A 14,585-nucleotide genomic window follows, 5' to 3' on the forward strand; every position below is an offset into this window, starting at 1 on the left:
AGGATATGGCCAACGCTCGGGCCTGCTCTCAAGGTGAAGGGGGCGGCGACGCCTACCGCGAACTCAACCGCGCCTTCGGCAGCCTGCTGGAGGAAGCCCAGTGTGCAACCCAGGTGCTGGTTGCCGTGCTGGAAGGCGCGGTGCTCGGCGGTGGCTTCGGCCTGGCCTGCGTGTCCGATATCGCCATCGCCCAGCAGGACGCCAAGTTCGGCCTGCCGGAAACCAGCCTAGGGATACTGCCGGCGCAGATCGCCCCTTCGTGGTAAAGCGCATAGGCCTGACCCAGACCCGCCGCCTGGCCCTGACCGGCGCGCGCTTCGATGGCGCAGAGGCGCTGCGCCTGGGCCTGGTGCATTTCGTTGAGGCCGACGACGAAGCCCTCGACGCGCGCCTCGCCCAGTGCCTGCAGCAGGTGCGCCAGTGCGCGCCCCGCGCCAACGCGGCGACCAAGGCGCTGCTGCTGGCCACCGAGACCGAGACCCTGGGGGTATTACTCGACCATGCCGCCGGCCAGTTCGCCGAGGCGGTACTGGGCGAGGAAGGCGTGGAAGGCACCCTGGCCTTTGTGCAGAAACGCACGCCCAAGTGGGCGCAGTAGCAGCATCAACACAGACTGTAGGATGGGTTGAGCACAGCGATACCCATCAGACCGCCCCCGGATTGCATCCGGGCTACGCAAGCAGGAGCACAAAGATGCCCGCCTTTAACAAGATTCTGATCGCCAACCGCGGGGAAATCGCCTGCCGGGTGATGCGCACCGCCCAGGACCTGGGCTACCGCACCGTGGCGGTGTACTCCGAGGCCGACGCCGACGCGCGCCATGTGCAGTTGGCCGATGAGGCGGTGTGCATAGGCCCGGCCCAGGTCAACCAGTCCTACCTGGTAATCGACGCCATCATCGCTGCGGCGCAGAAGACCGGCGCCGACGCGATCCACCCGGGCTACGGCTTTCTCTCGGAGAACGCCGACTTCGCCCGCGCCTGCGAAGCGGCCGGCATCGTCTTTATCGGCCCCACCGTGGAGGCCATCCACCTGATGGGCAGCAAGCGCCTGTCCAAGATCGCCATGCTCGAAGCCGGCGTGCCGTGCATTCCCGGCTATGAAGGTGCCGCCCAGGACGACGAGACCCTGAGCCGCGAAGCCCAGCGCATCGGCTACCCGCTGATGATCAAGGCCAGCGCCGGCGGCGGTGGCCGCGGCATGCGCCTGGTCCAAGAGGCGTCCGAGCTATTGGCGCAGATCCGCACCGCCCGCTCCGAGGCGCAGAACGCCTTCGGCAGCGGCGAGCTGATTCTCGAGCGCGCGGTGATCCAGCCGCGCCATGTGGAGATTCAGGTATTCGGCGACCAGCACGGCCACATCGTCTACCTGGGCGAGCGCGACTGCTCGGTGCAGCGCCGCCATCAGAAGGTGGTGGAGGAAGCACCCTGCCCGGTGCTGACGCCCGCGCTGCGCCAGGCCATGGGCGAGGCGGCGGTCAAGGCCGCGGCCTCGGTCAACTACGTGGGCGCCGGCACAGTGGAATTTCTGCTGGATCAACGCGGCGAGTTCTTCTTTCTGGAAATGAACACCCGCCTGCAAGTCGAGCACCCGGTCACCGAACTGATCACCGGCCAGGATCTGGTCGCCTGGCAGCTGCGCGTCGCCGAGGGCCAGCCGCTGCCGCTTAAGCAGGACGAGATCCGCCTGAGCGGCCACGCCATGGAAGTGCGCCTATACGCCGAGGACGCGACGCAGAACTTCCTGCCGCAGACCGGCCAGGTGCTGCGCTGGGAACCGGCGCTGCGGGGCGGCATCCGCATCGACCACGGCCTGCTCGAAGGCCAGGCCATTAGCCCCTTCTACGACCCCCTGCTGGCCAAGGTTATCGCCTATGGCGCCACCCGCGAGGAAGCGCGGCGCAAGCTGGTGCGCGCAGTCGAGGATTGCGTGCTGCTGGGCGTCAACGGCAACCAGCGCTTTCTCGCCAATCTGCTGCAACACCCAGAATTCGCCGCCGGCAACGCCACCACCGCGTTTATTGCCGAGCATTTCGCCAGCGATCCGAGCCTGAGCCCACAGCCGCCCAAAGCCGGCGAGCTGGCCGCCGCAGCCGCCCTGCTCTATCAGCAATCGGCCAACGCCCGCGCCCACCAAGGCGGCCTGGCCGGTTGGCGCAATGCCGGCAGCGCGCCCTGGCGCTTTGTCCTCAAGCAGGGCGAACAGCAGTTCAGCGTGGAGCTGCAAGTATTGGCCGACGGCGCGCAGCCCAGCCTGTTGGCCAAGATCGGTGAGCAGCAGGTCAGCCTTAAGCTGCTAAGCAGCGACGGCCGCTGGGCCAGCCTGGAGCTGGACGGCATTCGCCAGCGCCTGGCCTACCAACTGGACGGCGAGCAGCTGTGGCTATACGGCCATAACGGCAATCTGCAGCTAAGCGATATCACCCACCTGCCGGTCAGCAGCGCCGCCGGCGCCGGCAGCGGCAGCGTGAAGGCGCCGATGGACGGCGCGATTGTCGAGGTGCTGGTCGAGGAAGGTGCCCAGGTCAGCAAGGGCCAGCTGCTGCTGGTGCTGGAAGCGATGAAGATGGAACACCCGCTAAAAGCCAGCATCGACGGCGTGGTCCGCCGTGTTGGCGTCAGCCGCGGCGATCAGGTGAAAAACCGCCAACTGCTGGTGGAGATCGCAGCCGCCGAGGTCTGATAACCCATGCGGACATCCGTAGGTTGGCGCTGAGCCTGCGAAGCCCAACGTTGGGCTTCGCAGGCTCAGACGTAGGATGGGTTGAGCAAAGCGATACCCATCGGCACGCAATATTGGTGGGTATCGCTGCGCTCAACCCACCCTACAAAAGCGACTCAGACGAATAACAACAAATCACGGAGCACGCCCATGTCACTGCAAGGCAAAACCCTGTTTATCACCGGCGCCAGCCGCGGCATCGGCCGCGAGATCGCCCTGCGCGCGGCGCGCGACGGCGCCAATATCGTGATCGCGGCGAAAAGCGCCGAGCCCCACGCCAAGCTGCCGGGTACCATCCATTCGGTGGCCGCCGAGGTCGAAGCCGCCGGTGGCAAGGCCCTGGCCCTGCAGCTGGATGTGCGCGACGAAAACGCGGTAAAGGCCGCCATGGCCCAGGCCGCCGAGCATTTCGGCGGCATCGACGCCCTGATCAATAACGCCGGGGCGATCAAGCTGGTCGGCGTGGAGAAGCTGGAACCCAAGCGCTTCGACCTGATGTTCCAGATCAACACCCGCGCGGTGATGGTCTGCAGCCAGGCGGCTCTACCGTATTTGAAGAGCAGCTCCGCTGCGGGGAAGCAAAGCGGCGGCCATATTCTTAGCCTCAGCCCGCCGCTTAATCTCGATCCCAAGTGGTTCGCCAGCTACGGCCCCTATACCACCACCAAGTACGGCATGAGCATGCTGACCCTGGGCATGCACGAGGAATTCAGGAAGTACGGTATCAGCGTCAACTCGCTATGGCCGAAGACGGTGATCGCCACCGCCGCCATCGAGTTCGAGGCCGGTGGTCCCGCCGTGATGAAGGCCGCGCGCCTGCCGGCGATCATGGCCGATGCGGCCTACGCCATTTTGTCGAGTGAGGGGCGCAGCCTTAGCGGGCGCCTGCTGATCGACGAGAAAATCCTCCGTGAGCAGGGCCAGAGTGAGTTCGAGCAGTACCGCTACGACCCGGCCGGTAAATTGATGACTGATTTATTTGTCGACTGATCTGGGCTTAAGACGAATCAAAACGTAGGTTGGGCTGAGCTTGCGAAGCCCAACATCCGGCTCGCAGAGCCGGCCTGTGCTTTACAGAGACGAACTCAGCGTTGGGCTGCGCTGCGCTTAGCGCCAACCTACATTTGCCAAGCTGCCTGGCCTGGTATGCGCCGCAGCCATAGTTACACCCGCCACGCCCGTTTAGAGTGCCGCTTCGCCCCCGCATAACAACGACAAGCGCGAGAGCCATGAACCAAACCGATCTGATTTCCCCCCTGCGTTTCCTCGGTCGTCTGCCCCAGCACCTGCCACGCCTGCCGCGCCTGTTGCGTGGGCTGTATTACGCCGGCATCCGCAACCGCGAGAAGAACCTGTCCCTGGCCTGGGCGCTTGAGCGCACGGCGCAGCAGTACCCCGAGCGGCCGGCGCTGCTGGATGAAAACCGTCAGCTTAGCTACGCCCAGTTCAATGTCTGGGCCAACCGCCTGGCCTGGGCCTTCAAGGCCGAAGGCGTGCGCCATGGCAGCGTGGTGGCGGTGATGCTGGAAAACCGCCTGGAGCTGCTGGCGATCCTCGCCGCGCTCAGCAAGCTGGGCGCGGTCGGCGCGCTGGTCAACACCACCCAGCGCGGCAAGGTGTTGGCCCATAGCCTCAATCTGGTCAACCCTGCTTTTCTAGTGGTCGGTGCGGAATTGCTGGAGGCCTTTAACGAAGTCGCCGAGCTGCTGGAAAACCCGCAGACGCCGCGTTACTGGATCGCCGATCAGGACTGCCTGGCGGACCCAGGCGTTGCCCCCGACGGCTGGCGCAACCTGCTGCAGCTGGCGCAAAACCAGGCCAGCAGCAACCCACCGGACAGCGCCAAGGTGCAACTAAAAGACCCCTGTTTTCTGATCTACACCTCGGGTACCACCGGCCTGCCCAAGGCCTCGATCTTGAGCCATGGCAAGTGGATCAAGGCGTATGGCGGCTTCGGCCATTCCGGCCTGACCTTGAACAATAAGGACGTGCTCTACCTGACCCTGCCCTGCTACCACAACAACGCCGTCACCGTGTGCTGGAGCGCGGCCATCGCCGGCGGTGCGGCCATCGCCCTGCGCCGCAAGTTTTCCGCCAGCGCCTTCTGGCCCGACGTGGCGCGCTATAACGCCACCTGCTTCGGCTATATCGGCGAGCTGTGCCGCTACCTGCTCAACCAGCCGGAACATCCGGCGGAGCAGAACAACAGCCTGCGTTGCATGATCGGCAACGGCCTGCGCCCCTCGATCTGGAACGAATTCAAGGCACGTTTCGGGGTCGAGCAGATCACCGAGTTCTACGCCTCCAGCGAAGGCAATATCGGCTTTACCAACGTGTTCAACTTCGACAATACCGTGGGTTTCTCCCCGGCCACCTACGCCATAGTCCGTTACGACCTGGAAAACGACCGGGCCATCCGCACGGCCAAGGGTTTCCTGCAGAAGGCCGACAAAGGCGAGCCGGGCCTGCTGATCAGCGAGATCAGCGCCAAATGGCCGTTCGACGGCTACACCGACCCGAGCAAGAGCGAGGCGGCGATACTGCGCAATGTGTTCAAGCAGGGCGATGCCTGGTTCAACAGCGGCGACTTGATGCGCGATATTGGCTGCAAGCACGCGCAGTTCGTCGATCGCCTCGGCGATACCTTTCGCTGGAAGGGTGAAAACGTCTCCACCACCGAGGTGGAAAACGTCCTCGGCGCCTTCCCCGGCGTCGAGGACGCGGTGGTCTATGGCGTGGAAATCCCCGGCACCAATGGCCGCTGCGGCATGGCCGCGCTGCGCCTAAGCGAAGGCGCCGAGCTGGACGGTAGCGCCCTGGCGGCGCATCTGGACAGCGAACTGCCGGTGTATGCCGCGCCGCTGTTTATCCGCCTGCTGAGCGAGGTGGAAACCACCGGCACCTTCAAATACAAGAAGACCGACCTCAAGCAAGCCGCCTATGACCCGGCCCGGGTGGGCGACAGCCTGTGGGTACGCTTGCCCGGCAAGGCCGCTTTCCGGCCGCTGAACGGCGCGCTGTACCAGAGCATCCAACAGGGCGAGCAGCGCTTCTAAACCAGGGTCCCGAGGGCTATGTACCCGTTATGTGTTGAAGCCTGTAGGCCGGCTAGGCGATGCCTGGGGCGCGCTGATTCGTAGGGCGATGGTTCGTAGGGTGGGGCGCATGGCCACGGGCTATCTGCTGATGCGTAGTCAGTTGCGCCGTAACCCACCAGAATTGCAGGCCGATTACCGCTTGGTGGGTTACGTGGCGCACAAATTCCGCAGTTGATGTTCAAACCCTGCTCTGCGCCACTAACCCACCCTACGCACTGGCCCGACAGGGCCGGCGACGTTACTGCTTGAACTCGAACTGCAGCTCCGCCCCTTCCAGCGAGTCCCAGTAGTCATCGCTGCGCTCATTGGTGATCAGCTTGCCGTTGAGCTGGAAGGGGCTGGTGGGTTCGGTCTTTTCCACGAACAGGGGCGGCAGCAGCGTGGCGGGCAAGTCGTCCAGCGGCTCCAAGGGCTGCAGCTGTTCGAACACCTCCGCCGGCAGGCTGAGATCCAGCGGCGCCTTGGGTTCAAGCGGCACGGACTTGCTCACGGTTGCTGGCGGCTTGGGCTTGGGCTGGGACTTGGGCTTGGCCACAACAGCTGGCGCGGCGGCTTTGGCCACAGGTTGAGGGGCTGGGACTGGAGGTTCTACCGGCTTGGCCACAGCGGCTGGTTTGACCGGCGCAGGCTCGACTTCAGGGGCAGCAGGCAGCGGCTTGGCGCTTTCCGTCTTGGGCGGCTTGGGCTGTGGGGCTGGCTGCGGAACTGGCGCCTGGTCACAGGCAACCAGAGATAACAGCGTCAGCAGCAAGGCCAGGCTACGGGTACAGATCATGGCTCAACGCAAAGGCAGTGATACAAGCCGCTATGCTCCCCCCTCACCCGCCCCCTGGCAAGCCTGCCGCGCACCGATTTAGTGCCGTGATAAAGAGCAGCCGGCCGGCACTCGCAAGAGGTTGCCGGCCCCTGGGTGGATTATTGCGCCTGATCCACCCGCTTAAGCTCGGCGTCGATATTCAGCTGCGGGTAGTCGCGCATCAGTTTGAGCAGCAGCGCATCGGCTTCATCCACCCAGCCATCGCGACGCAACTTAAGCAGCCGTTGCAGCTCGCCGTGCAGCTGCTGCTCGGCGGCACTTTTGCTGCGAGCCAGCGCTTTGGCCGCAGGCGCCTCGGCCGCTGCACCCAGCTGCGGCTGCTGATCGGCCAGCGCCTCGCGGGCCATGTCCTCCTGCAAGGGCGCCGGTGCCGCAGGAGCCAGCTGTTTTTTCTGCTCGGCTTTGTCGCTGTAGGCCTGCAGGGCCGGCTCGCTCTGCGCCTCGCTGCTGCGCGACTCCTGCTCGGGCGCGGCCGATTCCGCCATGGGCGCGGACATAGGCGCAGCCAGTGGCGCGACTTCGCCGGTCACCGCGGCCGGGGCCATGATCGTGCCGCTCGGCACGGCGTCGAAGGCATCCGGGCTTTGCTCCAGGGTGCGCCAGGTCAGGCTGACGCCCACGCCGAGGCAGGCCAAACCGGCCAGGGCCAACGACCAACGCTGACGGCCACCGGCGCCAAATAACCAGGCATGCAGGCGTTCGTTCCAGCTCGGCTGCTTGTCACTCGTTATGGCCGCGCGGGCCGCCGCGAGAATCTGCGCATCCAACTCGGCTGAGGGCTCGCCGCCGCTGTGGGCGCGAAAGTGCGCGAGCATCTGCAGCTCTTGCTCATCGGGGCTGTATTGATCGTGCTTCATGCGGACAACTCCTCGGCTGCACCAGGTTCGGCGAGCAGCCGACGTAATTTCTGCAGGGCATAACGCAGACGGCTTTTTACCGTCTCGGCTGGAATTTGGGTCAGTGCGGCGATCTCGCCCAGCTCCAGGTCGCCATGGGCGCGCAACAGGAAGACTTCACGCTGTTCGGCCGGCAGATCGGCCAGGGCGGCCTGCAGACGCGCCTGGTCACGGCTCAGGCTGAGCTGCTGCTCCGGGCCCGGCTGCGGATCGCTCGCCCCGTGCTGCTGTTCGTCGTACTCATCCTGCTGCGCCTGCTGGCGGCCATGCTTGCGCCAGTGATCGATCAGCCGGTTGCGCGCGATCTGGTACAGCCAGGTCTTGAACAGCACCGCTTCGCGCTGTTCGCTGGCACTGCGGATCAGGCTCAGCCAGGTCTCCTGAAACACCTCCTCGGCCAGTGCATGGTCGCCGCACAGGCCGAGCAGGAAGCGGAACAGGCCCAGCCGATGGCGTTGATACAGCTGGGCAAAGGCCGCCGCATCGCCGCGGCGGTAACGCCGCAACAAGGCGGCGTCGTCATCCGTGAGGGGTAAGTTCACTGAAGCACTCGTGCAGTAGTTGAACGGGAAGTCTCAGTTTGCAGACTCTGGGCCAGCTCTACCAGCTGTACGAACTCGGCGCGCAGGCCGAAGCGATCCTCGCCCTTGGCCGTGCGGGCCAGCTCGGCGCTGTCGGCCAGGCTAAAGCGCCCGGTGTACTTGTCGCCTTTGAGCTGCTGGGCGAAGGCCGCCACCGCCGCGGCGAAGCGCAGATCCTCGCTGGCCTGGCTCAACGCCACGGCCGTATCCGCCTGGATAGGTTGTTCCAGCAGTTTGCTAGCGCCCTGCCCCGGGGCCTTGTAGCGGATACGCAGCCAGGCCAGCTCGCCGGCCTTGCTGTCGGTTTTCGCGACGTTCTGATAGCGCAGCGGTTCCAACCAACCCTTGGCGCCGCTCGGCACCACTTCATAGAGCGCGGTGACGGTATGTCCTGCGCCTATCTCGCCGGCATCGACCTTGTCGTTGCTGAAATCCTCACGCTGCAGCGCGCGGTTCTCGTAACCCAGCAGGCGGTACTCGCTGACCTCGGCCCGGTTGAACTCGACCTGAATCTTCACGTCGCGGGCGACTATGGCCAGGGTCGAGCCGAGCTGATCCACCAGCACCTTGCGCGCCTCGCGCAGGTTGTCGATATAGGCGTAGTTGCCGTCGCCGGCATCGGCCAATTGCTCCATCAGGCGCTCGTTGTAGTTGTCGGTGCCGAAGCCCAGGGTGGTCAGGGAGACGCCCGTCTTGCGCTTGTCGGCGGCCAGTTGTTTGAGGGTTTCGAAGTCGCTGATACCGACATTGAAATCGCCATCGGTGGCCAGCAGGATGCGGTTGATACCGCCGTCGATAAAGCCCTGCTGCGCCTGCTGGTAGGCCAGCTGAATGCCCGACTCGCCGGCGGTGGAGCCGCCCGCGCTGAGCTGATCGATAGCCCCACGAATCTTGGCCTTTTCCGCGCCTGAAGTCGGCTCCAGCACCAGGCTGGTTGAGCCGGCATAGACCACCAGGGACACCTTGTCCTGGGCGCGCAGTTGCTCGACCAAGAGTTTTAAGGTGCTCTGCACCATCGGCAACCCTTCGCGGCGATCCATCGAGCCGGACACATCCACCAGAAATACCAGGTTGGCCGGCGGCAATTCCTCTACGCGCAAATCCGAGGCCTTGATGGCGATACGCAGCAGACGGGTTTCCGGGTTCCAGGGGGTAGTCGCCAGCTCCGTATCGATGCCAAAAGGCGCATCGCCCTTGGGCAAGGGGTAGGCGTAGGGAAAGTAGTTGACCAGCTCCTCCAGGCGCACCGCGTCCTGCGGCGGCAACTGCCCGCCATTGAGGAAACGCCGCACATTGGCGTAGCTGCCGGTATCCACGTCGATGCTGAAGGTCGACACCGGGGTCTCGGCAACCGCATGCACCGGGTTGTCGACGAGCTTCTGATACTGCTCACGGCCCTCGTCACGGTAACCCGGCGGCATCGCATCGGCCTGCATGCTGGGCATGGACAGGGGCATGGGCGCAGGCATGGACATGGTCTCGTAGGCCACACTCGGCTTGCCGACCGCCCCCATCGCCTCGCTTTTGCGCCGCAGCTCGGCCGGCGCGGACGCAGGAGCAGCCAGTTGCTCGTGCAACTCGGCACGCTCGGCTTCGCCAACCTTATCCGCCAGCACGGTGGGTTCGGCAGGCTTGGCTACCGTGGCCGCCGCATCGGGATCGGACGCACTGCAAGCGCCCAGCGAGATCAACACACCAGCGGCAAAACCGGCCAGTAGAGGACGGGTAAGCAAAACAGGGTAAGCGGACATGGAACACCTCCTGAGCAAGAGAACAAAGCCTTCACTCAGGTAGACGGGGGGCCGGGTAAAAGCGGGTTAATCGGCAGAAAAACAAAGGCGGGAAAACGGACAGATTTATTTTTTACCGCTACTCAGAAAATTAATCCGTCCCCTTTTCCAGCACCGCCGCTGCAGAAGCTTACGCCTGAGCGCTCGCCTGCCTGCGGAACTCGCGGAGCGAGACCATGCGCTGGCCGGCGGAGTCCCAGAGTTTGAGGCTGAGGCAGCGGCAGATGTCCCGTGGGTGCAACACGGTGACTACTCTCGTACTCAGCGTGTTGCTCTGGTACCAAACTTAACTCGGTAAGCTTTCGGGGTAATTCCCGTGTAGCGCCGGAAAAGCGCGCGAAAGAACGCGACATCCTCATATCCCACACGATTGCTAATCGCTTCGACCTGATCAACTCCCGTCTCGAGGGCGCTCTTGGCTGCGCTTACTCTGACCTGGTGGAGATAAGCTAATGGCGTCCCGCCTGTTGCGGCTTTAAAACGGCGCATAAAACTTCGCAGACTCATGCTGTAACTAGACGCCAACTCCTCCATCGTGAAGTTCTGCGGATAGTTCCTCTCGATCCAATCCTGGGCTTCCATGATCGCCTTGTCAGAATGTCGCTTGTTCAGGGCAAGCACAGCGAAACCCGCCTGTGACGTGCGGGATGTCTCAATAAGCAGCGACTTGGCGCATTGCGTCGCGATTTCACGGCCGCAGTACTTCTCTACTAGGTATAAAGAGAGATCGAGCGCCGCATTGACCCCACCTGCACACAGGACGCTGCCAGCGTCGACCACTAGGCGATCAGGCCTCAAGTCAACGTTCGGGTAGCGCGCCCTAAACTCTTCGGCCATCCCCCAATGGGTCGTTGCCTCTTTGCCATCGAGAAGCCCGGCCTCTGCGAGTAGGCACACGCCCGTGCATATGCCTGCGATGGTGGCACCTTGTCTGTGCCATTGCTGCAGCCATGCAATCGCTTGGCTGTTGTGCTCTATGAGGCTGTCGAGATGCGCGCCACCGGATGACACCAGAATGAGGTCGGTGGTGGTTATTTGCTCGATGGAAAATTGCGGCATGATCGCCAGCCCGCCGGCTCCGGTAACCAACTTTCCATCGATCGAAGCCGTTACCACCTGAAACTGAGGATGGGTTTTTTGGCCGGTTAGATGATTCCACCACACCCCTGCGAACTGAAACACCTCCAGCGGGCCTGTAACGGTCGAGTAGAGCCCTCTGCTGAGGATCAAGATGGTCACCCGCTTCATGCTATGGCACTCAAAAATTATGGCGTGATCACCACTCTACGGCGGCATAAGTGCCACTGCAATTCGATGACGTTCCGCCGTAGCCTTTGCCCATCGCCTCTTTCCAAGAAAAGACAGGAGAGTCGATGCACTGGCACCGCCCAACAAGGCGTGAGCCCCGAATATTTTCACGCGGCTAGGGAAACTCGATGATCAATTTAGAAGGTGTGGTTGCGGCACATTGGCAGAGCGCTCCCTCGTTGAATCTGTTCCCAGGAGTGCATATACGCCTGCTCTGGGGTGGTGAAAGCGGCGCCAAGGCCTACTACTTGGAGTTCGATGCAGGCAGTACATTCACCACCCTAGACGTGCACACCTCCGGCCCTGAGGAGGTCTTTGTCGTTTCAGGTATCTACAACGACGGTGTAAATGACTACCCGGCGGGCTCGTTCATTCATAACCCTATGGGTTCGGCGCATTTGCCGCAGTCGAAAGATGGGTGCGCGATTTTCCTGTTCTTGCCTGAAGGCTGAAACAGACTGCCATCGAGTGCTTTGCGCCCATGGCAATGCAAACACTGCGAGAAGCCGCTGCCGCTCGACGTCATTGCTGCGCAGCGGCAGTGCGGGCACCGCCGCTGCCGTGGGTCACGCCTGAGCCTGAGCATTCGCCTGCCTGTGGAACTCACGGAACGAGACCATGCGTTGGCCGGCGGAGTCCCAGAGTTTGAGGCTAAGGCAGCGGTAGATATCCCGTGGATGCAAGGAGGTGACGATCGGCTCACGCAGCGCCGGGATTGCCGCCATCGCCTCGGGCAGGCGATAGAAGGGAATCCCCGAGTTCGCGTGGTGCACGTGGTGGTAGCCGATATTCGCGGTAAACCAGGCCATAAGCGGCCCGGTGCGCATATAGCTGGAGGAGAAGATCGCGGTTTCGGCGTAGTCCCAGTCTTCCCGGCTCGGGTAGCGCGCGCCCGGGAAGTTGTGCTGGCAGTAGAACATATACACGCCCAGCGCCGAGCCGGTCAGGCTGGGGATCAGCAAGCCGTACAGCAGCATATCGGGAGCGTAATTAGCCAGGGCGAGCAGCGCCGCCAGATTCAGCGCCAACGCCAGCGCCGACCACAAGCGGTGCCGGGGTTGGGTGATCAGCGAGACCATGCAGATGCTGAAGACGAAGATGGTCTGCGAACCCAGCAGAATCATCAGCGGGTGCCGCGCGACCCAGTAGCGCAAGCGCTTCCAGGTGCCGGCCCGGGCGTATTCCTCGGTCGACATCAGCGGAAAGGTGCCCAGGTCGGTGTGGGTGGACAACAGCGGCAACCGCCCCTGCTCGGCCCCGACGTACTGACAGCTGTGGCCGTGGTGGTAGTCATGGGATTGTTTCCACAGCGTCGGCGGCGCCAGCAGCAGCAGGCCGAGGCCCTTGAAGAACAGGTCGGCGAAACGCGAGCCACGCAGGATCGCGCCGTGCATATAGTCGTGGTACAGCACGAACATGCGCACCAGCGCCAAGCCCAGCAACAGGCTGAAGCCCAGGCGTATGGGCCACCAGAACGCAGCCCCGGTACCGGCGGCGAACAGGCCTATCACCGCGAAGGTAGACCAGAAATGCCACCAGCTGAGGCGGCGATTCTCGACGGTAAAGGGCAGCGTCTGGCGGATCAGCTCCTTGCCGAAGCGTGCCAGTTCCTCGCGGCTTAGCGAATCCGTGGCCCAGGGAATGGCGTTATCCGCCGCAGGACTAGCAGCGCTGGAAGCTGCCGCTGGGGCAGCCTCCGGTGCAAAGCTGGCGTCGCGCGCTTGGCCTGGAGAACGGCTGCGAGCCTTGGCTTCGACTGTCATTGCGCCCTCCTCACTCAAGCTAAAACAGGCTTGGCTGGTTCCGTTTGCAGAAACAACTCGGGCCGCCGATCCTTCCAGGGCTGCGCCTGTTCGAGCTGGCCGGCCAGGCGCAGCAACAAGGCCTCTCCACCGAATTCGGCGCTCAGCATCAGGCCGATTGGCAGCCCATCGGCATTCCAATGCAAAGGCAGCGAAATGGCCGGTTGCCCGGAGGCGTTGTGGATAGCAGTGAACGGGCTGTAGTCGAGGATAGGCGCGTAGGCTTTGTCCAAATCCTCTTCCTGCACATCGATCAGGCCATTGCGAATCGGCGGTGTCGCCAGGGTCGGCGTAAGCCAGCAATCGTAGGTTTGATGGAAGCGCGCCATCTCGCGGCCGACTTGCTGCAGCACCAGCTCCGACAGCTGATATTCGACGGCGCTAACGGCCCGTCCGCGTTGCTGCACCGCCCGCGTCAGCCCTTCCAGTTCCCCGGCCTGGGGCGCACGGCCCAACTGCATAGTCATCAGTTCCACGGCGAAGGCGATGCCGGCGAACCACAGGGTGGTAAAGGAGCCGACGAAACTCTCCGGTTCAATCTGCGGTTGCGCCTCTTCGACTCTATGGCCGAGGGATTCGAGCAGCTTCGCGGTCTCCTCCACCGCCTTGATGCAGTCGCGGTGCAGCGGCCGACCGGCGGGGTCGACCTTGGAGAAGGCGATGCGCAGGCGCCCAGGGGCACGTGCGACTTCTTCCAGGAAAGAGCCGCTCATAGGCGGAGCGCGATAGGGATCACCCGGCACCACGCCGTGGGTGGCGTCGAGCAGCGCGGCGCTGTCGCGCACCGTGCGGGTCAGCACATGCTCGTCGAGCAGGCCGCTGAGCAATTCGCCGAAATCGGGTGCCAGCGAGTTGCGCGCGCGGGTCGGCTTAAGCCCCACCAGGCCACAGCACGAGGCGGGAATACGGATGGAACCGCCGCCGTCGTTGCCGTGGGCGGCCGGCACCATGCCGCTGGCCACCGCCGCGGCGGCGCCACCGCTCGAGCCACCAGTGGAGTATTCGAGATTCCAGGGGTTGCGCGCCCGTCCGTAGAAGGCGCACTCGGTGGTCGGCAGAATGCCGAACTCCGGGGTATTCGATTTACCGACGAAGTTCAGCCCGGCCTTGCGGAAACGACTGACCAGCTCGCAGTCCTGCTGCATCATCCGCTCGCGCAGCATCCGCGAGGAAAGCGCCGAGGGCATGCCCTGGCAATCGCCGAGTATGTCCTTGAGCAAGAACGGCACGCCGTGCAGCGGCCCAGACGGGGCGGCCTTATCCTGTTGCGCAGCGACGGCGCGGGCCATGTCGTAGGCTTTATATACAACGGCGTTAACGGCGGGATTTAACGCCTCGATACGGCGAATCGATTCTTCCAGCAACTCCGACGGTTGCACTTCCTTATTCCTGACCAACTCGGCAAGACCGATAGCGTCAAACTCTGCATATTCGATAAAAGGCATGCCACTCTCCTGGCTATTTATCCGACTAAACGGGGATACATCATCATTTTTATTGTTGTATTGCATATCCACACTATTTAAGTGCGCAAATCGAAAGCAGGTGCGTGACTGCACTTAATAAGAAACA

General features: G+C 63.4%; 11 protein-coding genes and 1 pseudogene. 5 read left to right on the top strand and 7 right to left on the bottom strand.

Annotated elements, in window-relative coordinates; genetic code table 11:
* The 4 genes and pseudogenes from Q8Q83_RS12955 to Q8Q83_RS12970 form a co-directional block, all read left to right on the top strand.
* A pseudogene (locus tag Q8Q83_RS12955) lies at nt 1-598 on the top strand (enoyl-CoA hydratase-related protein); the annotation flags it as partial.
* 95 nt (nt 599-693) lie between these two features.
* On the top strand, nt 694-2,682 hold the full coding sequence (locus Q8Q83_RS12960; protein ID WP_305624336.1) for an acetyl/propionyl/methylcrotonyl-CoA carboxylase subunit alpha: 1,989 nt from the start codon (nt 694-696) through the stop codon (nt 2,680-2,682).
* Between the two features lie 189 nt (nt 2,683-2,871).
* Nucleotides 2,872-3,711, top strand: coding sequence for an NAD(P)-dependent oxidoreductase (locus tag Q8Q83_RS12965; protein ID WP_305624338.1), 840 nt, complete (start codon nt 2,872-2,874; stop codon nt 3,709-3,711).
* Nucleotides 3,712-3,950: 239 nt separating this feature from the next.
* Nucleotides 3,951-5,777, top strand: coding sequence for a long-chain-acyl-CoA synthetase (locus Q8Q83_RS12970; protein WP_305624340.1), 1,827 nt, complete (start codon nt 3,951-3,953; stop codon nt 5,775-5,777).
* A gap of 280 nt (nt 5,778-6,057) precedes the next feature.
* On the opposite strand, the gene Q8Q83_RS12975 is transcribed toward Q8Q83_RS12970, so the two are convergent.
* The 5 genes from Q8Q83_RS12975 to Q8Q83_RS12995 all read right to left on the bottom strand — a co-directional run bounded on the left by Q8Q83_RS12975 (nt 6,058) and on the right by Q8Q83_RS12995 (nt 11,151).
* Nucleotides 6,058-6,594, bottom strand: coding sequence for a hypothetical protein (locus tag Q8Q83_RS12975; protein WP_305624342.1), 537 nt, complete (start codon nt 6,592-6,594; stop codon nt 6,058-6,060).
* 140 nt (nt 6,595-6,734) lie between these two features.
* A complete protein-coding gene (locus tag Q8Q83_RS12980) occupies nt 6,735-7,493 on the bottom strand; it encodes a hypothetical protein (protein ID WP_305624344.1) in 759 nt (252 codons plus the stop codon).
* Complete coding sequence (locus Q8Q83_RS12985) at nt 7,490-8,074, bottom strand: RNA polymerase sigma factor (protein WP_305624346.1); 585 nt, start codon at nt 8,072-8,074, stop codon at nt 7,490-7,492. Before Q8Q83_RS12985 ends, Q8Q83_RS12980 begins: the two co-directional genes overlap by 4 nt.
* Nucleotides 8,071-9,864, bottom strand: a complete 1,794-nt coding sequence (locus tag Q8Q83_RS12990) for a VWA domain-containing protein (protein WP_305624348.1) — start codon at nt 9,862-9,864, stop codon at nt 8,071-8,073. The genes Q8Q83_RS12985 and Q8Q83_RS12990 overlap by 4 nt, the downstream gene beginning before the upstream one ends.
* 300 nt (nt 9,865-10,164) lie before the next feature.
* On the bottom strand, nt 10,165-11,151 hold the full coding sequence (locus tag Q8Q83_RS12995; RefSeq protein WP_305624350.1) for a GlxA family transcriptional regulator: 987 nt from the start codon (nt 11,149-11,151) through the stop codon (nt 10,165-10,167).
* Nucleotides 11,152-11,339: 188 nt separating this feature from the next.
* Here Q8Q83_RS12995 and Q8Q83_RS13000 point away from each other — a divergent pair, with 188 nt between their 5' ends.
* A complete protein-coding gene (locus Q8Q83_RS13000) occupies nt 11,340-11,663 on the top strand; it encodes a cupin domain-containing protein (protein ID WP_305624352.1) in 324 nt (107 codons plus the stop codon).
* A gap of 114 nt (nt 11,664-11,777) precedes the next feature.
* Here Q8Q83_RS13000 and Q8Q83_RS13005 read toward each other — a convergent pair whose 3' ends face one another.
* Both Q8Q83_RS13005 and Q8Q83_RS13010 read right to left on the bottom strand, forming a co-directional pair.
* Entirely contained in the window at nt 11,778-12,974 is a 1,197-nt protein-coding gene (locus Q8Q83_RS13005) for a fatty acid desaturase (protein ID WP_305624353.1), read from the bottom strand.
* Nucleotides 12,975-12,988: 14 nt separating this feature from the next.
* Complete coding sequence (locus tag Q8Q83_RS13010) at nt 12,989-14,458, bottom strand: amidase (RefSeq protein WP_305624355.1); 1,470 nt, start codon at nt 14,456-14,458, stop codon at nt 12,989-12,991.
* Between the last annotated feature and the right edge of the window lie 127 nt (nt 14,459-14,585).

Origin of the sequence: Pseudomonas sp. (assembly GCF_030696055.1) — a bacterium.
Classification (GTDB): Bacteria; Pseudomonadota; Gammaproteobacteria; order Pseudomonadales; family Pseudomonadaceae; genus Aquipseudomonas.